This is a genomic window from Verrucomicrobiia bacterium (genome assembly GCA_036268055.1).
Classification (GTDB): domain Bacteria; phylum Verrucomicrobiota; class Verrucomicrobiia; order Limisphaerales; family Pedosphaeraceae; genus DATAUW01.
In genome coordinates, this window is sequence record DATAUW010000017.1 from 280,318 (window position 1) to 304,863 (window position 24,546).

General features: G+C 56.8%; 26 protein-coding genes and 1 CRISPR repeat array (1 of these 27 only partly in view). Of the genes, 18 read left to right on the plus strand and 8 right to left on the minus strand.

The features are described from left to right. Positions 1 to 5: 5 nt before the first annotated feature. The 9 genes from VH413_11245 to VH413_11285 all read left to right on the plus strand — a co-directional run bounded on the left by VH413_11245 (position 6) and on the right by VH413_11285 (position 7,463). The gene (locus tag VH413_11245) at positions 6 to 704 is read left to right on the plus strand and encodes a TonB family protein (GenBank protein ID HEX3799267.1); all 699 of its coding nucleotides are present in this window, start codon (positions 6 to 8) and stop codon (positions 702 to 704) included. A 49-nt stretch (positions 705 to 753) separates the two neighbouring features. Beyond that, positions 754 to 1,389, plus strand: coding sequence for a MotA/TolQ/ExbB proton channel family protein (locus VH413_11250; protein ID HEX3799268.1), 636 nt, complete (start codon positions 754 to 756; stop codon positions 1,387 to 1,389). After that, on the plus strand, positions 1,386 to 1,817 hold the full coding sequence (locus VH413_11255) for a biopolymer transporter ExbD (GenBank protein HEX3799269.1): 432 nt from the start codon (positions 1,386 to 1,388) through the stop codon (positions 1,815 to 1,817). Before VH413_11250 ends, VH413_11255 begins: the two co-directional genes overlap by 4 nt. Further along, a complete protein-coding gene (locus VH413_11260; GenBank protein HEX3799270.1) occupies positions 1,814 to 2,239 on the plus strand; it encodes a biopolymer transporter ExbD in 426 nt (141 codons plus the stop codon). The genes VH413_11255 and VH413_11260 overlap by 4 nt, the downstream gene beginning before the upstream one ends. Next, positions 2,236 to 2,763: a hypothetical protein gene (locus tag VH413_11265; protein HEX3799271.1), complete on the plus strand. Its 528-nt coding sequence runs from the start codon at positions 2,236 to 2,238 to the stop codon at positions 2,761 to 2,763. Before VH413_11260 ends, VH413_11265 begins: the two co-directional genes overlap by 4 nt. A gap of 142 nt (positions 2,764 to 2,905) precedes the next feature. Continuing rightward, a complete protein-coding gene (locus tag VH413_11270; GenBank protein ID HEX3799272.1) occupies positions 2,906 to 4,129 on the plus strand; it encodes a type II secretion system protein in 1,224 nt (407 codons plus the stop codon). A 107-nt stretch (positions 4,130 to 4,236) separates the two neighbouring features. After that, a complete protein-coding gene (locus VH413_11275; protein ID HEX3799273.1) occupies positions 4,237 to 4,446 on the plus strand; it encodes a hypothetical protein in 210 nt (69 codons plus the stop codon). 76 nt (positions 4,447 to 4,522) lie between these two features. Then, positions 4,523 to 6,112, plus strand: coding sequence for a hypothetical protein (locus VH413_11280; protein ID HEX3799274.1), 1,590 nt, complete (start codon positions 4,523 to 4,525; stop codon positions 6,110 to 6,112). A gap of 55 nt (positions 6,113 to 6,167) precedes the next feature. Next, positions 6,168 to 7,463 carry a cation:proton antiporter gene (locus VH413_11285; protein HEX3799275.1) on the plus strand — a complete coding sequence of 432 codons (1,296 nt, stop codon included), beginning with the start codon at positions 6,168 to 6,170 and terminating at the stop codon, positions 7,461 to 7,463. Between the two features lie 12 nt (positions 7,464 to 7,475). Here VH413_11285 and VH413_11290 read toward each other — a convergent pair whose 3' ends face one another. Together VH413_11290 and mutY are read right to left on the minus strand one after the other, a co-directional pair. Then, the gene (locus tag VH413_11290) at positions 7,476 to 8,192 is read right to left on the minus strand and encodes a DUF1559 domain-containing protein (protein HEX3799276.1); all 717 of its coding nucleotides are present in this window, start codon (positions 8,190 to 8,192) and stop codon (positions 7,476 to 7,478) included. Positions 8,193 to 8,335: 143 nt separating this feature from the next. Further along, entirely contained in the window at positions 8,336 to 9,403 is a 1,068-nt protein-coding gene (gene mutY, locus VH413_11295; protein ID HEX3799277.1) for an A/G-specific adenine glycosylase, read from the minus strand. A gap of 130 nt (positions 9,404 to 9,533) precedes the next feature. On the opposite strand from mutY, the gene VH413_11300 reads away from it, so the two are divergent. From VH413_11300 to deoC, 3 genes are all read left to right on the plus strand, one after another. Continuing rightward, a complete protein-coding gene (locus VH413_11300) occupies positions 9,534 to 9,839 on the plus strand; it encodes a hypothetical protein (protein ID HEX3799278.1) in 306 nt (101 codons plus the stop codon). A gap of 292 nt (positions 9,840 to 10,131) precedes the next feature. Beyond that, complete coding sequence (locus tag VH413_11305; protein ID HEX3799279.1) at positions 10,132 to 11,124, plus strand: malate dehydrogenase; 993 nt, start codon at positions 10,132 to 10,134, stop codon at positions 11,122 to 11,124. Between the two features lie 4 nt (positions 11,125 to 11,128). Beyond that, entirely contained in the window at positions 11,129 to 11,785 is a 657-nt protein-coding gene (gene deoC, locus VH413_11310; GenBank protein HEX3799280.1) for a deoxyribose-phosphate aldolase, read from the plus strand. 19 nt (positions 11,786 to 11,804) lie between these two features. On the opposite strand, the gene VH413_11315 is transcribed toward deoC, so the two are convergent. Then, complete coding sequence (locus tag VH413_11315) at positions 11,805 to 13,607, minus strand: HEAT repeat domain-containing protein (protein HEX3799281.1); 1,803 nt, start codon at positions 13,605 to 13,607, stop codon at positions 11,805 to 11,807. Positions 13,608 to 13,958: 351 nt separating this feature from the next. Further along, on the minus strand, positions 13,959 to 14,429 hold the full coding sequence (locus tag VH413_11320) for a response regulator (GenBank protein ID HEX3799282.1): 471 nt from the start codon (positions 14,427 to 14,429) through the stop codon (positions 13,959 to 13,961). Positions 14,430 to 15,172: 743 nt separating this feature from the next. Here VH413_11320 and VH413_11325 point away from each other — a divergent pair. The 6 genes from VH413_11325 (at position 15,173) to VH413_11350 (ending at position 19,560) form a co-directional block, all read left to right on the plus strand. Then, positions 15,173 to 15,328 (plus strand): small basic protein, encoded by a 156-nt coding sequence (locus VH413_11325; protein ID HEX3799283.1) that lies wholly within the window; start codon positions 15,173 to 15,175, stop codon positions 15,326 to 15,328. 43 nt (positions 15,329 to 15,371) lie between these two features. Further along, a complete protein-coding gene (locus VH413_11330) occupies positions 15,372 to 16,127 on the plus strand; it encodes a pseudouridine synthase (protein HEX3799284.1) in 756 nt (251 codons plus the stop codon). Positions 16,128 to 16,131: 4 nt separating this feature from the next. Further along, entirely contained in the window at positions 16,132 to 17,277 is a 1,146-nt protein-coding gene (locus VH413_11335) for an SH3 domain-containing protein (GenBank protein HEX3799285.1), read from the plus strand. Next, positions 17,277 to 18,170 (plus strand): tetrahydrofolate dehydrogenase/cyclohydrolase catalytic domain-containing protein, encoded by an 894-nt coding sequence (locus tag VH413_11340; protein ID HEX3799286.1) that lies wholly within the window; start codon positions 17,277 to 17,279, stop codon positions 18,168 to 18,170. Before VH413_11335 ends, VH413_11340 begins: the two co-directional genes overlap by 1 nt. Positions 18,171 to 18,194: 24 nt before the next feature. Next, positions 18,195 to 18,632, plus strand: coding sequence for a hypothetical protein (locus VH413_11345; GenBank protein HEX3799287.1), 438 nt, complete (start codon positions 18,195 to 18,197; stop codon positions 18,630 to 18,632). A 70-nt stretch (positions 18,633 to 18,702) separates the two neighbouring features. Continuing rightward, positions 18,703 to 19,560: a hypothetical protein gene (locus VH413_11350; protein ID HEX3799288.1), complete on the plus strand. Its 858-nt coding sequence runs from the start codon at positions 18,703 to 18,705 to the stop codon at positions 19,558 to 19,560. Positions 19,561 to 19,599: 39 nt separating this feature from the next. On the opposite strand, the gene VH413_11355 is transcribed toward VH413_11350, so the two are convergent. The 4 genes from VH413_11355 to VH413_11370 are packed head-to-tail and all read right to left on the minus strand — an operon-like array spanning position 19,600 to position 23,588. Beyond that, positions 19,600 to 20,670: a membrane dipeptidase gene (locus VH413_11355; protein ID HEX3799289.1), complete on the minus strand. Its 1,071-nt coding sequence runs from the start codon at positions 20,668 to 20,670 to the stop codon at positions 19,600 to 19,602. 8 nt (positions 20,671 to 20,678) lie between these two features. Beyond that, positions 20,679 to 22,016 (minus strand): gluconate:H+ symporter, encoded by a 1,338-nt coding sequence (locus tag VH413_11360; protein HEX3799290.1) that lies wholly within the window; start codon positions 22,014 to 22,016, stop codon positions 20,679 to 20,681. 7 nt (positions 22,017 to 22,023) lie between these two features. Further along, on the minus strand, positions 22,024 to 23,130 hold the full coding sequence (locus VH413_11365; GenBank protein ID HEX3799291.1) for a D-TA family PLP-dependent enzyme: 1,107 nt from the start codon (positions 23,128 to 23,130) through the stop codon (positions 22,024 to 22,026). Continuing rightward, positions 23,127 to 23,588 (minus strand): RidA family protein, encoded by a 462-nt coding sequence (locus VH413_11370; protein HEX3799292.1) that lies wholly within the window; start codon positions 23,586 to 23,588, stop codon positions 23,127 to 23,129. The genes VH413_11365 and VH413_11370 overlap by 4 nt, the downstream gene beginning before the upstream one ends. A gap of 498 nt (positions 23,589 to 24,086) precedes the next feature. Next, positions 24,087 to 24,546: a CRISPR direct-repeat array (repeat unit 36 nt; unit sequence GTTTTGACTTCACCCCCCGGCGAAGTCGGCTACAAT); it runs 897 nt beyond the window's last position.

Below are 24,546 nucleotides of genomic sequence, written 5' to 3' on the forward strand. Positions count from 1 at the left end.
TACAAATGGAACCAACCCACTCCAGTTCGCAGCCACGATTGAAATCCGAACTCGCGCGCCTGTGTCTTCCGGCCGCGCGGCGTGATCCCAATCGCAAGCTGGCGTGGGCGAATTCCATTTGCTTTCTTTTTCTGCTCATTGGGGTGACGGGTTTGAATCCCGTCACCTCCATCATCAAAAAACCTCCGCCGCTGGAACAAACGCTTCCTGTCATCATCACGCCGCCCGCGCCGACGCCCACGCGCGTGGAAGCGCGCACCGAACAACAGCCAAAGGAACATCCGGAAACCGCGCGGGTCGTGGCTGTGGTCGCGCCAATGCCCTCGATCAATTTTTCCGTGCCAACGATCGGCAATCTCATTGTTCCCATGTCGCTCGCCGTCGCGCCGCCGGAAAATCCATTGGCGCCGCTCGTTGCCGCCCGCAATGAACCCTCCACCATTCACAGCACCGGCACCGGCGGCGAACGGCCCGATCCGCCCTATCCGAAACTTGCCTCTGACCTTGGGCAGCAGGGAACCGTCGTGTTATTATTGACGGTGGATGCCAATGGCAGCATCACCGGCGCCACGATAAAAACCACATCGGGGTCATCCATTCTTGACCGCGGTGCGCTTGAATTCGTGAAGCGGCATTGGCTGTTGCCCGCCGGCGCGCCCGGCCGCATTTTTGAGGCGCCCATTCACTATATTCTCTCTCAATAATTTTTTTTCATGACCATCAACCTCATTAACTAAAACAAACCAAATTCGTATGCTTGCAAATATCGCCGTTCAATTTTTTCTTCAGGGTGGCCCGATCATGTGGCCGATTCTCGTCGCCGCGCTGGTCGCAGTCGCGGTCGTCGGCGAACGCGCCTTCTGGTGGTGGCGCGAAAGCCGGAACAAATCGCCGCAACAACTGGAGCAGGTGCTCGCCGCTTTGGAAAATTCCGACGTGGCTTCCGCCGCCAAATTATCCGCCAACTCAACCGACGCCGTGGTGCGCATGATCCATCAAGGCCTGGAACATTCGCATAGTTCGCTGGCGGGCGCGTTGCAACTCGCCGCGGGCATCGAACTCGAACGCGCCGGACGTTACCTCACGGTAATGGATACCCTCGTCACGCTCGCGCCGCTGCTGGGTTTGCTGGGAACCGTCACGGGTTTGATGGGCGCGTTCCTGAAAATCGGCAGCGCGGAACTTTCGGTGGCGGCGGTGACGGGCGGCATCGGCGAGGCGTTGATCGCGACCGCCTGCGGACTGGGCATCGCGATTTTTACGCTCATCCCGTTTAATTTTTTCAACGGCAAACTGGCGCGGTTGCAATTCGAGTTGGAAACGGCGGCGACGAATGTCGAGGTCATGGTGCAGTCCGGCAAAATCAGCGCTGAAAAAATCTCCGCATGAAGCTCCCCTCGCCCATTCATCGGCGTCATTCGCGGATCGAAATCATTCCGCTAATTGACATCATGTTTTTCCTGCTGGCGGCGTTCATGATGGTCAGTTTGCAGATGGACCAGACGAAAAATATCCACGTCAATCTGCCGTCCGCGCCGCAAGCGCCGCACAATTTCAAGCCGGGCATGCTGCTGATCGCCGTGGATAAATCTGGCTCAGCGTGGCTGGAGAAAAAACAGATTTCGCCGGCGGACCTCGGCACGGTTTTGAGCAATCGTTTCAAATTGGACACGAACCTGCCCGTCTTCATCAGCGGTGATCGCGATGCACGCGAAGGCGCCATTCAGGATGTGCTTAAAGAAGTTCGCAGCGCCGGAGCGCAGAAAATCGCCTTCACTGTCGGCGGTGAAGCGAACGATTCGGAGGCCAAACCATGAAAATTCGTTCGCCCATCAAGCGGCGCCGCGCGCGGCTGGAAATCGTGCCGCTGATTGACATCATGTTTTTTCTATTGGCCTCGTTCATGATGGTGAGCTTGCAGATGCAAAAGCTTCGCGCGCTCAACGCCAGCCTGCCCACCGCCACGCTTGCCACTTCCAACGCCAAGCCGGACATCCTCAACCTGACGGTGGATAAATTCGGCCAGGTGCAGGCGGACCAAAAACCGGTCACGCTGGACGAACTCACTCGCCTGCTCGACGAGCGCCATCACGCCAACACCAATCTGCCGGTTTATCTCAGCGGCACTCGCGACGCCTCCCACGGCTCGGTCATTTACGTGCTCGACCTGGTCAAACGCGCGGGCATCCAGCGCGTGGCCATCGCCCTCAACTCTTCCTCGGAATCCTCCGCCCCATGAAAAATTTTCAACAAAACCTGCTCATCACTTTTGCCATCGCCTTGTGCCTGCTGTGCGCCGTCCAATGGCGAAACCAGGCGCGGCAACAAAACGCCTACCAGCAACGCGGACAAATCATCTCCGATCAACTCGCCGCCATCCAGGGCTACACCAACAGCATCAGCGCACTTCAAACTCAGTTGGCTCAAACCGATTTGCACATCAGCGAATTGCGCGCGACGATTCGGACAAATGACGAATTTATCCTCGCGCAGAAACGCCAGATCAACGCGGCCGAGGCCGAGAATCAAAGCCTGACCAACGATGTCGCGCAATATCGCGCGGCAGTGGACACGCTCCAATCGCGCTTGAAGGAGGCAAGCGATGGAATCCAAAAACAAAACGATGCCATCAAGCAACTGGCCGCGCAGCGGGACGACTTTGTCCAAAAGCTCAACGCTAGCGTCAAAGACCGCAACGACATCGTGGCAAAGTATAACGACCTGGCCGCGCGATTCGAGAAACTTGCGCCCAAACAGCAGTAGGTTTTTGCGCGAGAATTCCACCCAAAGCGCGTGACCATCACTCATTGTTGACGTTAAGGAAGCTAATTTGAGCTTCACATCCCTCGCGGCATCATACCTGCTCAATGCTACGGGAGCACTGTTTGTCGTGAGCCCTAAAACTATGCGTGCGAACCTTGGTTGCGGAATTGAGCGCGGCGACCCTCCCCGGCGAACGCGAAAGGCGGCTTTTACCCTGATCGAACTGCTGCTCGTTATCGCGATCATCGGCATTCTGGCCGGGTTGCTTTTGCCGGTTTTGCAGTCGGCCAAGGCGAAGTCCAGGCGCATTGAGTGTGTGTCGAATCTGCATCAGACCGGGCTGGCGTTTCAGATTTTCATGCACGACCACGACAGCAGGTTCCCGATGGAAGTCTCGACGAATAACGGCGGCACCTCCGAATACATCAACAACTCCTATCTCATTCCCAACCGGTTTTATTTTCAATATCGCTCGTTCCAGGCCCTGTCGAACGACCTCGCCAACCCGGCGGTGCTGGTTTGCCCCACCGATCGCGAGCGTTTTGTCGCAAGTGATTTTCAGCAATTCAATGATTTTAACGTGAGCTATTTCATGGGCGCGAATGCCGATTTCGGACAGCCCAATTCGATCCTGGCGGGCGACCGCAATATCACCAATGCCTCGCTGGGTGATGTGACCATCCTGCGTCTGGGGGATGGCACCACGATTAATTGGACGAGCGCGATGCACGTTTTCAAGGGCAACATTCTTTACGCCGACGGGCGTGTCGAAGAATTGAATTCAATGAGCTTGCGCCTCGCCAGCGCCGAAACGCCGCGCATGATGGATTTGGTGCTGCCCTCGGCGAATCCTAACGGTCCGCCTCTGCTTGGTCCCGCCGCTTATGCCATGTATCCGACGCTCAAACCGCCGCCGGGAATGGCCATGCCCAGACCGAGAGTGATCGCGTCGGAAAATCCATACCCAACGGGTAATCCGCGCCGTCCCGCTTCATCTCCTTCTTTCGGCTCGAGCAGTTCAGCTTCATCCACGCCGGCTTATGCGCCTGCGCCGGTGAATAACAGCGCTCTCTTCGGCGGCGGCCCGGTGGCCAATCCTGCTCGTCCCACACCGGCGCCCGCCGCAAAACCCGTCGTCACGAATGCGCCAGCGCTGGTCGAAGAACCCGCCCCGATTGTCATGGCTCAGGCTGCCGTTCCAGTTCCCACCGTGCATTCAGGTCATGGTTTGCTGGTTTTGATGCTACTGGTTTCGACCATGCTGTTCGCGGCTGAAGTCGTGCGCCGCCGTCTCAAAAACAATCCCACGCCTCAGCCGCAATCCATCCGCCAGCCGTCCCGCCCGCGCACCCCCTTTGATCGTTAGCCGCGCGCGCATCTGTGTTTTCATTCCCCCGATAAGGCAGCGTTCCCATTTTAAACGCACAGACAAGTTCTCGTGCAATCTTTCACTCCCGGCATTATCTTGCGACGATGAAATTGTTTTACACCGGGCCGGTGATAAACACGGAGATGTTGATCATGATGCTGGAAAAGCACGGCATCAGCGCGACCCAGGAATTTGTTGACCCCGCCTTGCCCGATGACGGCGACCTGAATCGCCTCGCGAAAGTTTTCGTGCCGGAAACCGATTACGACCGCGCCCACCAGCTTTTTTACGCCGAGCGCGAAGATGAATTGTAAAACCGTTTCATCGTCAAATCTTCCAGGCCGCGCCGCAAAAGATGTCAATTTGCCCGGCCAATGTTATAAAGCGTTCGTGAATGAGTTTTGCAAACGGGTGACCCTCACGCTGGCCGCGATTTTGATCGCGCTGCCCCTGACCGCCGCCACGCCAACGCTCGGCAAAGATGCTTTGCGCAAACTCGTCCGCCTCCCGTCCATCACTTTCCAGCCGAGTTGGACCTACGACCCGGAATCCGGCTTCGTGATGGGCTCGGCCATTGAGGATTTTACGCGCGAGATTACCAGCGTGCGCGAGAGCCTGAAAGATAACCCCAATGATGCTGGAAAATTTCTGCGTCTGGCCGAGCTTTACGCCGCCACACATGACGACGAAAACGCCCGCAAATCTTCCCTCCGCGCCGTCGAGCTTTATCGTGACCTGGCCAAATCCCAATCCGACGATGCCGACGTGCTGACATCCTTTGGCTCCGCCTTGCGCTTGTCCGATAAAATGAGCGAAGCCGAAAGCGTGTTGCGCAAGGCCGTGCAACTCGCGCCGAAGAATTGGCACTGCCGCGTGGCGCTGGGGCGGTTGCTCGATGCCGAGGCGCGCCGCGCAATTTATGATCGCCCGCCGCTGGCTCCCGAACGGCCCACTTCGGTCGAGGTCACGCTGGCTCAACAACGCCTCAGCGAGGCGGGAGACAATTTCGAACTGGCCGTCACCTCCGCAACGAACGAACCCGAAGCCTATTTTCGCCGCGGCATGCACCGCTGCCTGCGCGCCACGTTGTCCCGGCAAATCCGCGTTGCCCAAGGCGAAGAAATTTCCGACGTGGACCTGGCCGACAGCGCGTTTTCGCCCGACACTCTCGCCGATCTCCAACGCGCCAGCGAATTAAGCCCGCGCGATTACAGCCGCATCGGCGGAACGGCGATCTTTGGAATCTTCACCGCCTGTGAACATCGCGGCGTGGTGGACTGGTCGGAAGTTTCCTGGAATTCCTTGCCGGACAAAACCCAGCGTTCGTTGCATGACGCCATCACGCGATTGGAAAATCTCGGCCAGGATTCCGACCCGCACGTGGCTTCAGGCGCGCTCGAAGTTCTCGGAATTTTGCAGGGACCGATGCTGCACGAAACCCAAAGCTGCATCTCGACTCTTCGCCGCGCCGTCACGCTCGATGCCTCCCGCGAGCAGGCGCTGGAAGTTTTGGTTTCCACGCTGGCGCACGCCGGCCGCTATGATGAATTGCTTTCCGTCTGCGAAGATCGCGTGAAGCAAAAAGATTCCGAGCGCAGCCACATGCTCCTGGCGAAGGCTTACGAAAAATTGCAACAATGGGATGACGCCGAAAGCGAATTGCTGGAAGTGCTGCGCCAATCGCCGAATAACTTTCCCGCGAGCCTCGGCGTTGCTGCCGCGATCCTGCGCCGGAGCAACGCGGACGGCGACGGACTTCCGGAAGCCAATAGCTGGCTCTCGCGCGCGGAGGCGTTGCTGGGCCAGATGCCCGCGCTCGAACGCAACCAGCAACTCGTGATTGATCTCACGCTCATACGCAGCATTTATTTTGCGCTGACCGACGACCTGGATTCCGCGCGGCAATGGGCGCAGGCCGTTCTCAAAACCGACGGCAACAATAAACTCGCCCGCGAAATTCTTTCCGCAATGGATTATTAGATTCGGGCAAGCCGATATTCATTAACTCGCGCTTGCGCTATGCCCGAACTCGCGCTTGAATGACCGGGTGACGAATCTGGAGCTTTCAATTCATTTCTTTTTTCAGCTCGCGGTCATTCTGGCTGTCTGCCAGTTCGTCGGGTTTTTGGGGAAATATATCGGACAGCCGCAAGTCGTCGCGGAAATGCTCGCGGGGGTTTTGCTGGGGCCGTCCTTCTTCGGGCTTTTTTGGCCCGATCAGTTTCACCGGCTGTTTCCCGCCGAATCGCTGAAAATTTTATTTCCACTTTCCCAACTCGGACTCGCGGCCTACATGTTCGTTGTCGGCCTGGAATTTCGCATGGACATCATCCAGCGCCGCGCGACCAGCGCGATTGCGGTTTCGGTCGCCGGCATGGCCGCGCCTTTCATCCTCGGCGGCATTCTCGGCTGGTTTTTTTATCATCATACCGAACTTTTCCCGCCGCGCACTTCGGTGAGTGAGGCGGTCATTTTTCTCGGCGCAGCCATGTGCGTGACCGCTTTCCCGATGCTCGCGCGCATCATCCATTTTAAAAAATTGACCGGCACAACGATGGGCACGGTGGCGATCGGCGCAGGGGCTTTGAACGACGCGCTGGCGTGGTGTTTGCTCGCGGTGGTGCTGGCAAGTTTCGACGGCGTTTTCACTCATGCGATCGTCAACATCGTCGGTGGCACATTATATTTTATTTTTGCGCTGGTGGTGGTCCGGCCGATTTTGGCGAAATGGGGACGCGGCATCGAACGACGCGGAGAACTTTCGGACAGGGAATTTGTTATTTGTCTCGTGCTGCTGGTGATTGGCGCCTGGTTCACGGATGCCATCGGCCTGCACGCGGTATTCGGCGCGTTCATCATGGGCGTGGCGATGCCGCGCGGCTTCATCGCTCACGCCCTGATCGAACGAATCCAACCGTTGACCGTCGCGCTGCTGCTGCCGCTATTTTTCACCAACTCCGGGCTTAATACGCAGATAGGCTTGTTGAATTCTATTTATCTTTGGTGCATGACCGGACTGGTATTGATCGCGGCGATGGGCGGAAAAGGCGCGGCGTGCTGGCTGGCCGCGCGCGCCACCGGCGTGCCAAATCGCGAGGCGATGGGCATAGGCATTCTGATGAACGCCCGCGGCCTGATGGAATTGATCATCATCAATATTGGTTTGCAACGCGGCATCATCTCACCGGCGCTGTTTGCGCTGCTGGTCATCATGGCAGTGATCACCACGGTGATGGCTTCGCCAATTTTCGAATGGCTCGTCAACCGCCACATCTCCGCGCCGGAACCGCAACCGGTCGCTTCCGAAACTCCTTTTCCCATCGGACGCTAAATTAATAAGCGGCTACTTCACCGCTTCCACGTGCCAGTCGAAAAATAATTCATTGCGCGCCGTGCCGTGCGCGGGCGTTGGCGGAATCAGGGAATAATATTGCGCGAGGCTGACGGCGTTTTGCTGATCGGCATCCACCATCGCCCAGGACGACGACGGATCGCGGATTTCTTTTATGCGCTTGGTCGGTTCATTGGTCGTGCCGGGCGGCAGATTTGGCAGGTTCCCATACGGATACCCGAACGGCCGTGTGACAAAATCATTCGCGAGATTGGTCACGGTGATGCTAAGGATGTAGCTCAACGGCTGCCGCAATTTGGTTGTGAACGGCCCGTCCGTCGCTTCGTGCGTGATGCGCGCCGACGCCGGGCAAACCGCCTGTTTCACCAGCCCGACCGTCGGCGAGGGCGCAGGCAGCCCAAGGTAAGTCGGCAGGTAATACGAGAGGAACAACGTCGAGTTATTGTCATAGACCGGATAGAAGCCCTGCCACGCCGGACCGGGCAAAGCGTCGCCGTGTTCATCCGCGTACATGCTGACCGCGAGGGCAAGTTGCTTGAGATTATTCGCGCACTGGATTCGTTGCGCCGATTGTTTCGCGCGCCCCAGCACGGGCAATAATAACGCCGCGAGAATGGCGATGATGGCAATCACCACCAGTAATTCAATCAAGGTAAACGCCACAGCCAGCCGCCGTCTTTGAAAATGAGATCCCAAATGTTTGTTCATGCAATGCCTCCACGGTCGCGCTCAGTAATAAGCACTGGTTAGCTGCCAAGATATTATTTAGTAACTCGGTAAGTCCAAGCGCGTCTTCATTACCGGGTGGCAGGCGGAGCTGCCGCTCCGCCGTCCCAGCAAAGAGAACCATTTTAAACGGCACTTAGGCATAAAAGAATTTTTTTATGCGCGCTCGTGAAAGTAAGCGCGTGAAGTTCCTCCAGCGTCAGCCAGCGCAGCTTCAGCAATGCAATGATCTTGTCCGATGGCGCGGCTTTTGCCGAAAAAGCCTGCAACGTGATCCGATAGCGCGTGATCGAATGCTTCACAACACAAATAGGTTTGGAATCGGCAATCGCCAGATTCAGATTTTTATGAGCAAGATCGGTCAATTCATTTTGGACGTACGCCGCCGTTTGGAAATTCGGAAATTCCCAGAGATGCGCATTGACCACGCCCGCGGGCCGTTGACGGACGAGAAAGCGGCCACGCTGTTTGATCACCAGCGCCACATAATTTTGCTGAGTTGCCGCCGCGCGCGGGCCGAGATTGGGAAAGGCTTCCTCGCGATGAAGTTCGTGGGCGCGACATTGCGCGCGCAACGGACAGCGCGGGCAATCCGGCTGTCGCGGCGTGCAGATAAGCGCGCCCAATTCCATGAGCGATTGGTTGAGCGCAGAGCAGCGCGCGGTTTCTTTCGCGAACGATTCCGTTTTTAATCCCGCCGCCGCCGTGACCAGTTGCGACGCGAGATTCCACAGTTCTTTATTCGTGGATTTTTCCCGTGGATTTTCGGCGATGGCAAAAACGCGCGTGAGAACCCGGATGACATTGCCATCGAGAATCGGCTGCGGCTCATTGAAAGCGATGCTCGAAATCGCTCCCGCTGTGTACGGCCCGATGCCTGGCAACTCCAAAATACTCGCATGCTCCCGGGGAAAAACTCCCCCATGCCGTGCCACAATTTCCTGCGCGGCTTTTTGAAGATTGCGCACGCGCGTATAATAACCCAGCCCCTCCCAAAGCTTATGAATCAAATCGCTATCCGCCTCCGCGAGCGATTGGATCGTCGGCAACTTGCTCAACCAGCGTTCCCAATAAGGAATCACCGTCTTGACCTGCGTCTGCTGCAACATGATTTCGGACACGTGGATGGCGTAAGGATCGCGGATGCGCCGCCAGGGAAGATCGCGCGCGTTCGCGGCAAACCATTTTAGCAAAAAGGGAATCAGTGACTTTATTTTACGCTTTTCCAATTTATTAAATTTCGATTTTCACATTCGATTAGCTCACTTGCTGGCAAATAGATTTGCGGACACATTGAAAATTAGAAAGTATGAAAAACATAGTATGTTCGATGATTTTTCAAAACTGTACGAGGAAGTTTGTGCTGCGACAAAATGTCTTCATGATTGGAAGGCGTGCCATCCGCATTATCAACGGGTGCTTGATTACATTCACGCCCATCCTGGAGAACGCAGTCAAATTGCTAAAATCTTGAGCCGCAGCTTCAACATTTGCCTTTTGCAATTCCTTATGCCCACCTTGAGATGGCCAGAGATCAGGATTGCTGCTGAAGAACGAATGAAGGATGGCGGGAATCATTTTCACGACGGCGATTTAAAAGAGCTACTCGAAATTTACGCCGAGAAATAGTCAGAAAAACCTCAAGTATGTAAAGAATTGTGAGATAAAAATCTAAACGAGCCGTTCAATCTTCGCGTTCAAAAGAGCCCTTGCGCCAATGCGCCGGAATCTCAGACTCGAAAACCGACGCGCACTCGCTCCCAATTCCCCCGATAAGCGGAAGAAATCTCATTGGCCCCGCACCCTACCATTCGCCGCATAAAATCGAAAGTCCGAATCTGTGTTAAATCCGTGTTTCATCCGTGGCCAAGCTTGCAGTTTTTCTAATCACCCGGCATAATATTCTCACAAATTAAGAAAAATGAATAATACATCACCTATTCGCGTGGCCGTCACCGGCGCCGCCGGCCAGATCGGTTACTCCCTCCTTTTCCGCATCGCTTCCGGCGCCATGTTCGGCCCGAAACAACCTGTCATCCTGCACCTCATCGAAATCGAGCCCGCGTTGCCCGCCCTCAACGGCGTCGTCATGGAACTCGATGATTGCGCGTTTCCGCTCCTCAAGGGCATCGTCCCCACCGCCAGCCTCGACGAAGGTTTTCGCGGCGTGAATTGGGCCCTTCTCGTCGGCAGCGTCCCGCGCAAAGCCGGTATGGAACGCAAAGACCTTCTCGGCATCAACGGCAAAATCTTCATCGGCCAAGGCCAGGCCATCCAGAAAAACGCCGCCAGCGATGTTCGCGTCCACGTCGTCGGAAACCCTTGCAATACGAATTGCCTCATCGCCATGAACAACGCGCCTGAGATCGCCAAAGATCGTTGGTTCGCCATGACGCGCCTTGATGAAAATCGCGCCAAATCGCAACTCGCCAAAAAAGCCGGCGTCGAAGTCACTGCCGTCACCAACATGGCCATCTGGGGAAATCATTCCGCCACCCAATATCCCGATTTCACCCACGCCAAAATCAACGGCCAGCCCGTCACAACCGTTATCAAGGACCACGCCTGGCTCAAGGGCGATTTCATCTCCGCCGTCCAGCAACGCGGCGCGGCCATCATCAAAGCCCGCGGACTCTCCAGCGCGGCCAGCGCCGCGAACGCCGTTGTGGACAGTGTCGCTTCCATCGTGAATCCCACGCCCGCCAACGATTGGGCCAGCGTCTGCATCTGCTCCGACGGCAGCTACGGCGTCGAAAAAGGTTTGATCTCCTCGTTCCCCGTCCGCAGCGTCGGCGGGAAATTGCAAATCGTCCAGGGCCTGCCCGTGGATGACTTCAGCCGCGGAAAAATTGACGCCACCGTCGCCGAACTCAAAGAAGAAAAATCCCTCGTCGCCGACCTGCTGCCGAAATAATCACGTGCCGACCTCCGTCAACGACCTCGCGCAACGCATCGAATTCACGCTCTTCGCGCCCCATGCGCGTCGTGCGGACATCGAGGCCCTTTGTGCCGAGGCCCGCGAAAAATCCTATCGCGCCGTCTGCGTGAACGGCTCCCGCGTCGAACTCGCCCGCACCCTCCTTGAGGATTCCCCCGTGCAAGTCGTCGCCCTCGTCGGCTTCCCGCTCGGCTCCGGCGCGAGCGACACCAAGCGTTACGAAACCGAAATCGCCGTCGAGGACGGCGCGCACGAAATTGATTTCGTCATCAACCTTGGCGCTCTCCGCGATGGCGACACCAAATTCGTCCTCCGCGAAATGCGCGACATCGCCGAAGCCGCCGACGAACGCCCCGTCAAAGCCGTCTTCGACGGACACCTCATCACCCGCGAAGAAAAAATTCTCCTCTGCCAATTCGCCGTGGATTCCGGCATCCAATACGTCTGCCCCGCGCTCGACGTCTATTCCATCGGCGTGGACATCCAAGACATCGCCCTCCTCCGTGAAACCCTCGGCAAGGATTTCGGCATCAAAGCCACCGGCGCCATCTCCAGCGGTGAACAAGCCTTAAAATTAATCGAAGCCGGCGCCACCCGCATCGGCGCCCTCCCCGGCACCGACCTGCTCAGCAGTTAGTATCCACGCGAATGATGTCTCACCGGATTGAGTCTCGCGGGTCGAGCAACTCATCAATGCCGACGAATTCGTAACCGCGCGAACTAAGATAATCAAGTAACTGGCCGAAGTGATGATCAGAAAATTTATCCGCGCGACCGGGCCCCGCGCCGAGATGGAACAGCAGCAGGTAACCGTTGAGTCCGTGCGGATCGTTCTGTTCAGCGCTGATGATGCTGTCGTAGATGGCCTGCGATGAAACAAAGTTCGTATTTTTTTCTTCGGTGATATCGTCGAGCGAGCGCGTGCCGGGAGTGAAGCTGACGACGCTGAATCGCGCTTCCCGGCTCCAATCCACGATGTCCTGGTTAAAGAATTCGCCGGGCGGCAGAAAATATCGCGGGCGGAAACGCGGCGATTGAATCGGAAAACTCGCAAGTTTTCCCATGTTCTGATTCAAGTCATCAAGAAAGGCGCTGTGTGGGAGGATCAATTTAACTTCATTATTTGCCGGGTCGTCCTTCAAGGGTTTGTCGCCATTGGGGCCGGCATAGTGGCCTTCGCTGATGATCCGCTCGGCCAGGGAATGGAATTCGGGATTATCCAGAAAATCACCGCCGAGGAAGAAAGAGGCGCGGGCATTGTGCCGGGCAAGTTCGCGGAGGATGACGGCGCCGCCTTCGGCAAAATCGTGGCCAGCGAATTCGAGCGCAATTTTCTTTTGGCTGCGCGGACCGCGGATGACCGCGCCCCGGTCAAGTTGGACGTCAATTTTTTCGAGCGCGGCTGCGGCGCTTTCACGAACGAGCGCGTTGGTATCGGCGAGGGTTTTCGTCAATGCTGGTATGGCACGCCAGCTTCGGGCACGAAAATCTCCCAACTGCCGGCAAATCAAAGCGCGTACGGTGGCGTCGGGATCATCCAGATTGGTGAGCAGCAAGGAAACGATGCGGCGCGAGGCAAATTCATTGCGCGCGAATCTCGCCACGGCATTAACTCCAAAAACCGAATTGGGCAATTCGCCGTTGAACAAAGCGGACGCGGCGCGCCCGCCGGAATCGAAGCGGACATTGGGACTGAGCGCATTGGCGGCGGTGAAACGAATGTTCGCGCTCTTATTCGTCAGCGCCAGGATGAGCGGCTCGAGTTTTCCCAGCCGCGCCAGCGCATAAGCGGCGGACGCGCTGTGGCTCGTCTGAAGCAACATTTCCTGGAGATGGGGAATTTCCGGCGCGGCAGCCTCGCCCATCTCGCCGAGCGCAAGGATCGCGGTATCGGCCACCACTTGATCCGCGTTGTAAGCGGCCGACGCCACCAACGGTTCGGCATTGGTCGCCACGAGCCCCAGCATGCCAAGCGTTCTAAGAACGAATATCTGACGGGATGGTTGGGTGAATAAATTGGTCAGGGCGGGGACGGCATCAGGGCCGATGGCGCAAAGACATTCAGAAGCATAGAGACTGAATTGCGGGGCGGAGCCGATGGCGAGCAATTTGGGAATGGCGGGTTTTGCAGCGGGACCCAGCGCTTGAAAACCGCCGACGGCGAGATTGGGCCAATCCGGAATTTGGGGATCGGGCAGGTCGGGCAAATATTGTGAGAGGGCGGGATGATTGTCCATCCAGCTTTGCACGCGGTCGCGCGCGGAATTGGGATTGGCGCGAAACTGGAGCAACGTCAAAAGGCGGGGAATGGCCCGGGGGCCGAGCGCGCGGATGGCATTCGTGGCCTCGGCCGGCGTAATTGAACCCAGGGAATCCGATGGCGCGAGCGATTGCAACCAATCGCCCAGTGGCCGGCCATGATAGCGCGGCCCATCGCGAAGAAAAAGATGCAGACTCACGGTCCCCACTGCCAAAAGTATCAATATCAAAAAAACAAGCCGAAGCCTCGACTGGCGAGGCAAGACTTTGTTTCTCAGCGGCGGTGGCACAGTGAAAGATACTCGCTCATTTCGGATAAAGATTAAAGTTCGGATTCATTGGTGAGCTGTTGATGGGTGCATCTTGTCACTACTCCCAGATAGGGCGGCGCTGCGCCGTCCGCAGTTCCTTGCGGGACTTCGGACTGGTTGCGTGGCAGGGCAGCCTACCATGCGCCAGGATATCAGTTGTCCCGGCGGCACTGTAGTGGAAGTGGCAGTCCCGCTCTGCCGTGCTCTAGAATATTTAGGCTACCGTGTGCCCGGGAATATTTATTTGTGCCGTAAAACGGCATGGGCGGGGGTGAGCGTATTATTATTAACCAAATAATCTTCGAGGGCGAGGACCATGGCTTCGCGTTCGCGGCGGATGACGGGTTTGACCTGGAATAGATCTGCGCCGAGATCGAGGGCGCGTTTGATGTGTTCGGGTTGCATGGAGTCGGTGAGGACGACGACGGTGAGGTTGTCGGGCGGGTGCGCGCTGAGCCATTCAAGGACTTCAAAGCCATTTTTGAAGGGCATCTGCAAATCGAGGAGCAGGAGGTCGGGCAGGGGAAATTTTTTGCGGTTGGAATAGTCGGCGTGACCCTGAAAGTAGGAGATGGCTTCGCGGCCATCGCAGACTTCATTGATGACTTCAAGGCGCGTGGTGCGGCGCAGGGATTCTTTGAGGAGGAAACGGTCGTCTTCGGAATCATCCACTACGAGGACGAAAAATTTATCTTTCGGGCGCGCGCTCATGATCTTTCTTTTACTAGCTGATCACGACATTTAGACCAGCGATGGAACGAATAGGTTACAAAGTATCACAGCAGACGCAGGGCGGCGAAAAAATATTCGGTTAAAATGATGTGACAGAAAGGTAGGTCACTGGGATACAGAATTTGAGGGCCGGGAATCAAGAGATAAAACTTTTTGATGCCTGGATGAAAAGTTTTTAATCATTGCGCGAAGAATTGGCACGGTTTGGTGATGAATGACGGGAGAAGTAGGGATTAATTGAGGTTCGCGAGTACGCTCGCCCCCCATAGTCCATAGAGGAGATTGCATTTGTAACCTATGGAAGGGTGGATTGTGTGGGAGAAATGTGTCATGGTGGGGACGGTTCTTTGATAGGACAGGTAAGACGGGTAGGAAAGGCCGGATGGATAAAAAGCGCCATTTAGGCATCTCAAAGTGGGCGGAAGCGGACGATGGTCCGGATAAGTTCGCTTAAGTCCGCGTAGGTTCGCGTGGCGGGAGAAAATTTTTTTTGACGTATGGCTGGGGGGAATAAGGCCGTGAGCCACTAGTTGATCCAATTTACCCATGTCGGCATGTGAAAGGACGGCGGCGCGGTAGCGCTGCCCTTACGTGCGGTGGGCAAGACGCGCCGTTGCCAGGTTCTTATTAGTTAAATTAACCATTGGCAAAGGCGGGGAGGCGTGGTAGATAAACCCTTCGCTTTCATGCGAAAGCGGGTTCTTTAACGTCAGGAAAAATTTATGTCACAGCATCGCAGTCTGCGCGCAATCGCCACCACTGGTGGTAAACGTAACGTACTCAAGCGCTTTGAGCGCGTGGGTTTGTTGAAAAAACGCAATCAATGGAAAGAGGGCGACCGTATCACGGGCCTTCGCAAGACCAAGCCGGACGCTTAAGCATTCTCAATCGGCGTGCGTGTGCGGCTGGCGACGGGGTTGAATGGCCGTGTGCCGCGAGCGTCCAAACTGGGCGTTCTGCTTCGCTTTGAATGTTCGTCTGCAAAAATTTTTGGCGGAAGCCGGTGTGGCTTCGCGCCGTGCGAGCGAGAAAATAATTCTCGAGGGACGCGTCGCGGTCAATGGGCGCGTAGTCAGCGAGCTTGGCGCAAAGGTGGATCCCGGTGCGGATAAAGTTTCCGTGGATGGTGTGCCGGCGCGGATCAAGCGCAAATTCTATGTCGCGCTCAACAAGCCGCCCGGCTATGTGTGTTCGCGGCAGGATGATTTGAAGCGCCACACGATCGGCAGTCTGTTGCCGAAGGAATGGAACAACCTTTACTCCGTCGGCCGCCTCGATCTCGATAGTGAAGGACTGATCTTCATGACGAATGACGGCGAATTCAGCCTGCACCTGACGCATCCGCGTTATGGCATCCGCAAAAAATACCTGGCCACCGTCACTGGGCGGGTGGAGTCGGACATGCTCCGGCGCATCACGAACGGCGTGACACACGAGGGCGAATTGTTGAAGGCGGAAAGGGCGCGCGCGCTTTCCACGAATAATTCTCATAGCCTGATCGAATTGGAATTGGCCGAGGGAAAAAATCGCGAGGTGCGGCGTTTGTTTGAATCGCAAGGGCTTGAAGTCAACCGGCTCGTCCGCACGCAAATCGGGAAAATTAAACTGGGGCAATTACCCAGCGGGAAATGGCGGACATTGACAGAACCCGAGATTAAATCTCTACTTTCAGTGTAATCTTATGAAAATAAAAATTGGTCTGATTTTGGCAGCACTGGTTTCCACAAGTGTCATGGCGCAGGTGACGAATACGCCGCCGCCCTTGCCGCCGATGCCCGACAGCTCCACCGTCACGCCGCCACCGCCGCCCTTGCCGCCGGACACTGGCACAAATAAACCACCGGGCCGCGTCAAGAAACATAAGAAGCCGGCTTCCAAACCCGCCGCGGAGAAAAAAGAGAAGAAGGAGAAATCTGCCGCGGCCGCCGATGCCATGCCCGCCGCACCGGTGATGTTCACGCCCAACCAGCTTGCCGAATCCAAGCAGGACCATGTCAACATTCGCGGCCAGGCGCACATCAGCAGCGAGGTCATTGGCCATTTGAAAAAAGGCGAGACGGTGACAGTACTGGAAGAAGTCACTTTGAAACATCCCAAGGCGGACGAGCCCGCGCATTGGGCGCGTATTGCATTGCCATCCGACATGCACGTTTGGGTGATGAGCGCTTATCTGGATTCGAGCAATCAGGTTGTGAAGGCACGCAAATTGAATCTGCGCACGGGCGCGGGTGAAAATTACAGCGTCGCCGGTCTGCTGCACAAAGGTGATACCATCAAGACGATCAAGGAAAAGGGCAGTTGGTCGGAAATCGAAGCGCCGACGAATGCGTTCGCATTTGTGGCCGCGCATTTGTTGACCCCGAAAGAAGGCGGCGCGACAATTCCTGAAATCGCTTCGACAACTCCAGTGCCGCCGCCAGTTTTGCCGACGCCGACGGTGTTGTCTAATCCGAACACGGTGGCTCCGGCTAGCGGTGTTCCCGGTGCTCCCGCCAGCGAACCGGTTCCGAATACTCAACCGACTCTGCCGCTGCCGCCGATTCCCGCTCCCGTGCCCGCGCCGGTTTCTGACGAGCCGCTGCCTCCGCGCATCGTTCAACGCGAAGGGGTCGTCGGTGGCACTTTCAGTATTCAGGCCCCGACTTACTTTGAATTGCGCAGCCTGGATAACGGCCGCGTGATGGATTATCTCTACACGGCTTCAACCAATATCGTGCTGAAAAAATACCAGGGCCTGACGATCCACGTCAGCGGGCCGGAAGAACTTGATGAACGCTGGCCGAACACGCCGGTGCTCACCATTCAGCGCATCCAGGTCGTGAAGTAATGTCGCTGGAAAATCTCATTGATGGCCGGGCCATCGCGAGTGCAATTCATGGGGAAACCTCCCGGCGCATCGAAGCACTGAAGGCGCGAGGCGTGCAGCCCGGCCTGGCATTCGTGCGCGTCGGCGAGGACCCGGCGTCGCGCGTGTACGTAGGCATGAAAGAAAAAACCTGCGCGCAACTGGGCATCGCTTCCGAGACGCGCGTGCTGCCGCAGGAAACGAGCGAAGCCGATTTGCTCAAGCTGCTGGCGCAACTCAATGCCGACCCGCGCATCCACGGTATTCTCGTCCAGGCACCGTTGCCCAAACAAATTCGCGAGGCGATAATTTACGCGACGGTTTCTCCGCAAAAGGACGTGGATGGTTTTCATCCACTCAATGTGGGCAAGCTGATGCTCGGCGATACCAGCGGATTTTTGCCATGCACCCCGGCGGGCATTTGGGAATTGCTGATTCGTTCGCAAGTGCGCATCGAAGGCGCGGATGTGGTGGTGCTTGGCCGCGGAAATATTGTGGGCAAACCGATGGCGGCGATTCTTTGCCAGAAGGCGCGCCACGCGAATGCTACGGTCACGATTTGTCATTCGCACACACGCGAGATTCGGACGCATTGCCGCCGCGCGGATATTTTGATTGCGGCGATGGGCGTCGCGAACTTTGTCACCGCGAACATGGTGAAGCCCGGCGCGGTGGTGGTTGACGTGGGAGTGAACCGCGTCAGCGATGCCACGGCGAAAGGCGGTTCGCGGCTGGTGGGCGATGTGGATTTTGAAGCCGTGCAACGCGTCGCGGGAATGATCACGCCGAACCCCGGCGGCGTGGGGCCGATGACCATTGCGATGCTGATGCAAAATACCGTGCGCGCCGCCGAGCTTGCGATTTCAAAAAATTAACGATCAACCACAACTAAAAATAATATGCAAGTATCCCGAATTTTACCCGACCTCCAATGCTCGCTGCTTTGCGAAGAAGTGCGGCAGGATTCCAACGGCAATCCGTTTCTCATCGGCGTGCTCAGCTATCTGCCGGTCCAGCAGTTGCCGGTGACGGCCTTGCGCCTGTGCATGTTCAATCGCTGGTCGTCGGGCGTGGGGCAGTTCGTGGAATCGGTGCGGCTGATCGCGCCGGACAAGACGACGGTCATTCGCAAGAGCGAATTGAAATTTGAGTTGCGCGATCCGATGATATCCGCCTCGAACGTGACTGCGTTCACGCAAGTGGAATTCAAAGTCCCCGGCGCTTACATCATCGAAGTGCTTGTGGACGACGTGATGAAGCTACGTTATCCCGTGCCGCTTTTGCTGGCGCAACAACCGCCGCAAACTCCGAAAGCGCCGGCAGAGCCCGCTGCTTAAAGCGCGCGTTCCGTGCGCCGCGCAAACTGCGGCGTGAAGTCCAGCCGCCGGTGGCGCGTCTCATTATTGCATGAGCACAACCGTCCAATCTTGGCGGCCGGCGTGGGAGCCATTGACCCCGCGCGGCGTCGCCGCATTTGCGGGCGCGTCGTTTGGGCGATTATTCCTCGCGCAGTTGCTGGTCGCGATGCTTGCGGCCGCGGCGGTTGCGGGATTTCTCCGGCACGCGTGGTTTCCTGTGGTGCGCGACGCAGTTCATGTCTTGCCCGCGCAAGGAAAAATTGCCGATCAAAAACTGGATTGGCGCGGCAACAATCCGCAGCAGCTTGCGCAAAATCGTTTCCTGGGCATCGGCGTGGATTTGCATCACAGCGGACAACTGGGCCGCGAAGCGCATTTGCAAATCGAATTCGGCGGCGAAGATGTGCGGGTTTATTCGCTGCTTGGTTATGAGGTGATTGAATATCTGCCGGACTGGGCGATGCCTTTCAATCAAACTGTGCTTGAGCCGCGCTGGGGCGCGTGGGAGCCGTTTATCCTTGTCGGCGCTGCCACGCTTACGGTCGTGACGCTGTTTGTGAGTTGGTCGTTGCTGGCGACGCTTTATTGGCTGCCGGTGAAGCTCATCACGTTCTTTGAAAATCGCGATTTGAGTTGGACGCAAAGCTGGCGGCTCGCCAGCGCCTCTATGATGCCCGGCGCATTATTTCTCACGGCGGGAATCGTGGCCTATACTTTCAATGTGATGGACCTGATCCGTTTTGGCGCGGTGTATGGGCTGCACTTTGTTGTGAGCTGGATCTATCTCATCGTCGCCCCGCTCTTTTGTCCGCGCGCTACCGAGACCAAAACTCTCGCCAACCCTTTCACTGGTTCCACTCAAACTGCTCCGACACCTGCCACAGATAAATCTCCCGACAAAAATTAATTTCTTTCCTCCGCGTCTCCGCGTCTCAAAAAAAAATCCTCACTCCGGCAATGCGCTTTCCAAAAACCGCACAAAATTTCCATGCATCACCAACTCAATGTCTGCTTCGGCAAAGCCGTTTTTTCGCAACAACTCCGGCAACTGTGTGAGTCCCGCGATCGTCGTCAAATCCTGCGGTGTTTGTTCAAATCCAAACGCTCCGTCCAGGTCCGAGCCGATGCCCACATGCCGCGCATTCCCCGCGAGTTGGCAAATGTGATCCATGTGCGCGACGATATGTTCGAGCTTCAGCCCCACCGAGGCGGGCGTGGATTTGCCGTGCACCCAATCCGGCGTCATCATCCACCCGTCAAACACGCTGCCGATCACCGCGCCGCGTTCGATAAGCAGCTTGATTTGTTCGTCGTTGAATTGGCGGTGGTGCGGCACGAGCGCGCGGCAATTCGAGTGACTCGCCCATACTTGGCCGTGAAATAATTTCAACGCCTCCCAAAAAGAATCATCACAAAGATGCGTCGCGTCCAAAATCATTCCGAGCCGTTCCATTTCCGCGAGCAATTCCCGTCCGCGCGCGGTCAATCCGCCCATGGCGTCCGTGCCTTGCGCATAAATTCCCGGACCATAATGCGCCGGTCCGACCGCGCGCAGTCCGTTTGCGTGCGCCCGTTCCAAATGCCGCATCGTCACCAGCGAATCCGCACCTTCGAGACTCAGGATATAACCAATCGCGGTCGTATCGGCCGGGGATTTCCAGAGTACAATCTGCCGTTGCAAATCCGAGCGCGTGCGGATCGAAATCAGTTCGCCCTTTTCCTCCATCGCGCGATACCACGCGAGTTGTCCCTGTGTCTGCGCCCACGCCTGCTCCTGCGAGGCCCATCCCGCGCGCGGATTGTCCGGCGCGACGTAACGGGCGATTTGCGTGGCAACGCATACGCCAATTTTTCCGCGCCGCATTTCGGGAAAACAAACCGTGCCGTGGCCGCGATCGGGTTTGTCGGTCAAATTACGATCGCGTTCGCGCGCGCGAATCTCTTCAAGCGGCCGCGTGAGGTCGCGATTCCACTCCATCGCGTTCATCGCCAGATCAAGATGCGCGTCAAAAATCATCGCGTTCCTCAAACAAATTGCGCGACCAGCATCACCAATCCAAGCGCGACCAAACCAATGCTCGTTTCGAGCACTGTCCACGTCTTCAACGTCTGCGGCACCGTGAGATTGAAACTTTCCTTCACCAGCCAGAAACCGCTGTCGTTCACGTGCGATAAAAACAACGAACCCGCGCCCATCGCCAGCACGAGCAATTCACGATTCACTCCCGGCGTGCCCGCCGCCACCGGCGCCATGATCGCGCATGCCATGGTGATGGCGACGGTCGCAGAACCGACGGCGACGCGAATCGAAGCCGCAATGAGCCAGCCGAGCAACAGCGGCGAAATGTTGACGTGCTTCACGAGGTCAAGCACCGCCGTTCCCGCGCCGCCGCGCTCGAGCACCTTGCTCAAGCCGCCGCCCGCGCCAATGACCAATAAAATACTTGCCGCGGGCGCGACGCATTCTTCGAGAAATTTCAAAATCTGTTTGCCACTGAAACCGCGCGCGAGCCCGAATGAATAACACGCCAGTAAAACCGCCAGCAACATTGCGATCAATGGACTGCCGATGAAATCAACCCACTCGCGAAATGAATTGTCGGGCAGCGTCAAATCTGCGAGCGACGCCAGCAGCATGAGAATCACGGGCAGCAGTGCGGTGAGCAAGGTGAGGCTGAATCCGGGAGGAGTTGCGGCAAGAGCTTGCACGGGTTCTACATCGGCCACATCTTCTGGCTGCGATTTCAATCGCGGCACGATGAAACTCGCGAACAATGGCCCGGCGACCAGCGCTGTCGGCAACCCAATGAGCGCGGCATACATGATCGTTTTGCCGACGTCCGCGCCCATCTGTTCGATGGCGAGCATCGGGCCCGGATGCGGTGGCAGGAGGCCTTGCGAAACTGAAAGTCCCGCGCAGAGAGGAATAGCCAGCTTCAGCCGGGGAATTTTTGTCTCTCGCGCGATCGCCAGGATGACCGGCACGAGCAATAACAATCCCACCGCAAATAAAACCGATACACCCACCACCAGCGCGACGAATAGAATGGCCCACGGCGCGCGTTTGGCGCCGAGGATGCGGATGAAATTTTGCGCGATCACATGCGTGCCGCCGGACACGGATAACATTTTTCCCAGCATCATGCCGAGCCCGACCACCACACTCAGAAAACCCAGCGCATGGCCCACGCCTTCCTCGAAATTTTTTGCGATGAGCGACAGCTTCATGTCCGCGTGCAAGCCGATGATGATCGCGACGAGAATAAGTGCGATGAATGGATGCACCTTGAATCGCGCGATCAACACCACCAGCGCGATGATGGCGAAGAAGATAAAAACGAGGAGGGCGATATCGTGTTGCATCAGTTCGTCAAATCGTGAGTCGCCGTTCGCGCGCGGTTATTTTCCAACGCTCGATTGCCCGCCCGGATCGTATGGTGATAGCCTCCGAATACAACGCGACCGTCGGGCAGACGTGGCGCGGCACGCCGTAGAGGCAGTCGCCCACTTTGAATTCCGCCGCGTGCGCCGTCTCCACGACCAGATGTTCTTCGCTATGCGTGATCGCGTTCGCATCCGGCAGATTCAAAAACTTGATTCGCGGATGCGGGTTCTCCGCGGCAATCGCTTTGTGGCCGACATCGAGACACAAACGGTTGCCGCCGGGTTTGCTGACTACGCGGGTCAAAACCAGCGCCGCGTGCAAAAATTCCAAATCCAAAAACTTGTCGCCGTAACTGAAATCCCAAAGCACACAGGTGCCGGGGCTGCATTCGCGATCCTTATGTTTCGCGTGCAGGGGAAAAGTCGGTGTGCCGCCCGCCACGATTCGCGGCACGGGCCATCCAGCACTCGCGAGATCGGCCCGTAATTTTTCCACCGGCGCGAACGCTGCATCGCACAATGCCGTACGCTGCGCGAGGTCAGGCTCGTGAATGTGACCGTCGTAAGCATGCAGACCGCCCGGTTTGATGCCGCGCGTTGTGCTCATCAACGTATATAATTTCACTGCGTCCGGGCCGGGTTCCACGCCGGTGCGATGCTGCCCGCAATCAATGTCGAGCAATAGTTCCACCGCTTTGCCCTTGGCCACGAAAGTTTCCGCGAGCGATTGAATGCCCGCGACGCTGTCCGCGAGGCAGGAAAATTTCACTAGCGGAAATTGCTGGGATAATTCCAACAGCCGCCGCGTGTTCGGCCCGATCAGTGGATACGCCACTAAAATATCTTTCGCACCGGCGGTGGCCGCCATCTCCGCTTCGGCGATAGTGGCGCATTTAAATTTTGTGATGCCCTGCGTAAGTTGCAATCGCAGCACGTCGGCGGATTTATGCGTTTTGATATGCGGACGCAGCCGTACCGCGCCGCCCGCGAGCTTGACCATGCGCCGCACATTTTCTGCGATGCGTTCCGGGTAGAAAAGCAACGCCGGTGAGGGAACATCCGCCGTGTTGGAAACCTCAAACCAAGTGCTCATGCCAATTCAAAAATTGCTTCGACTTCCACCGCGATATTTCCCGGCAGCGAACCCATGCCCACGGCGCTGCGCGCGCCGATGCCGTTATCGCTGCCAAAAACCTCGGCAAACAATTCACTGCAACCGTTGATCACCTGCGGATGGTCGCCGAATTCCGCCGTGCAATTCACCATGCCCAAAACCTTGATCACGCGCTGGACGCGATTCAGATCACCGAGTTCATTGCGCAACGTGGCGAGAATCGTGAGGCCAACCTGGCGCGCCGCATGTTTGCCCGCCGCCAGATCGAGATCGGCGCCGACGCGCCCGCGAATCAGCGAACCGTCCGGATTGAGCGGTCCGTGACCGGACACATAAGCCAGATTGCCCAACGTCACCACAGGTTTGTAAACACCCTTGGGTTTGGGAGCAGGAGGAAGTTCCAAGTGCAATTCGGCGAGGCGCGCTTCGTGATTCATTTTTTTGGATTCAAGTGCAACGAGCGCAAGCTTTCCAGTTTTTGAGGGCGCGCGCAACAGACTATTGAAGACTGTGTCCAAAAATAAAATAGAATGGCTTGCCTTAATCTTTAAGCCTGAAAGTGGTAGAGTCTTCTAAGAAGCACGAAGCCAAATCGCAGACTAATAGTTGGGTATATAGCACTCCGGTGAACCAATGGCGGAAGGGGTGGTTTTTGCATCCCTTTTGCCACTTGGTGATCAAAGCTACAAGGTCTGATTCGCCTCCTCAAGCCATATATGGCTCCTCAATCTGCAAACAATTATTGCAAATGCGCTTGGACAGGAGGCTTACCCAAGAAACAGTTGCGTCAATACTGGGAATTAGTGTTAGGACGCTTAACAATTGGGAGCATGGACGGACAAAGTTGAGTCGAAGGTTTGGCAGCAGAATCAAGCTCTTTTTGGAAGATTGATCAGCAGTTATGATGTCAATGACTGCCGCGTATTTGCTGTGCCAATTTGACTTCACCCCCCGGCGAAGTCGGCTACAATTCCTCGAACTGTTCGGCGGCGCGCACCAGGGTTTTGACTTCACCCCCCGGCGAAGTCGGCTACAATAATTCCAGCGGCCGGCTTGGTGGTGAGTGGGTTTTGACTTCACCCCCCGGCGAAGTCGGCTACAATGTGGAGCGAGATGGTTTAAGGGCAAGCAGGGTTTTGACTTCACCCCCCGGCGAAGTCGGCTACAATTTATCATCGGCAAGAAAAGCCCCGGCGCACGTTTTGACTTCACCCCCCGGCGAAGTCGGCTACAATTAGGTGGTGTTACCGGGCGGATCTTGCGCGTGTTTTGACTTCACCCCCCGGCGAAGTCGGCTACAATTGGAAAGACAATACAGCAGCCTTGTTATTCGTTTTGACTTCACCCCCCGGCGAAGTCGGCTACAATAAGATCACGGACGCCCTGGGCTGGGTC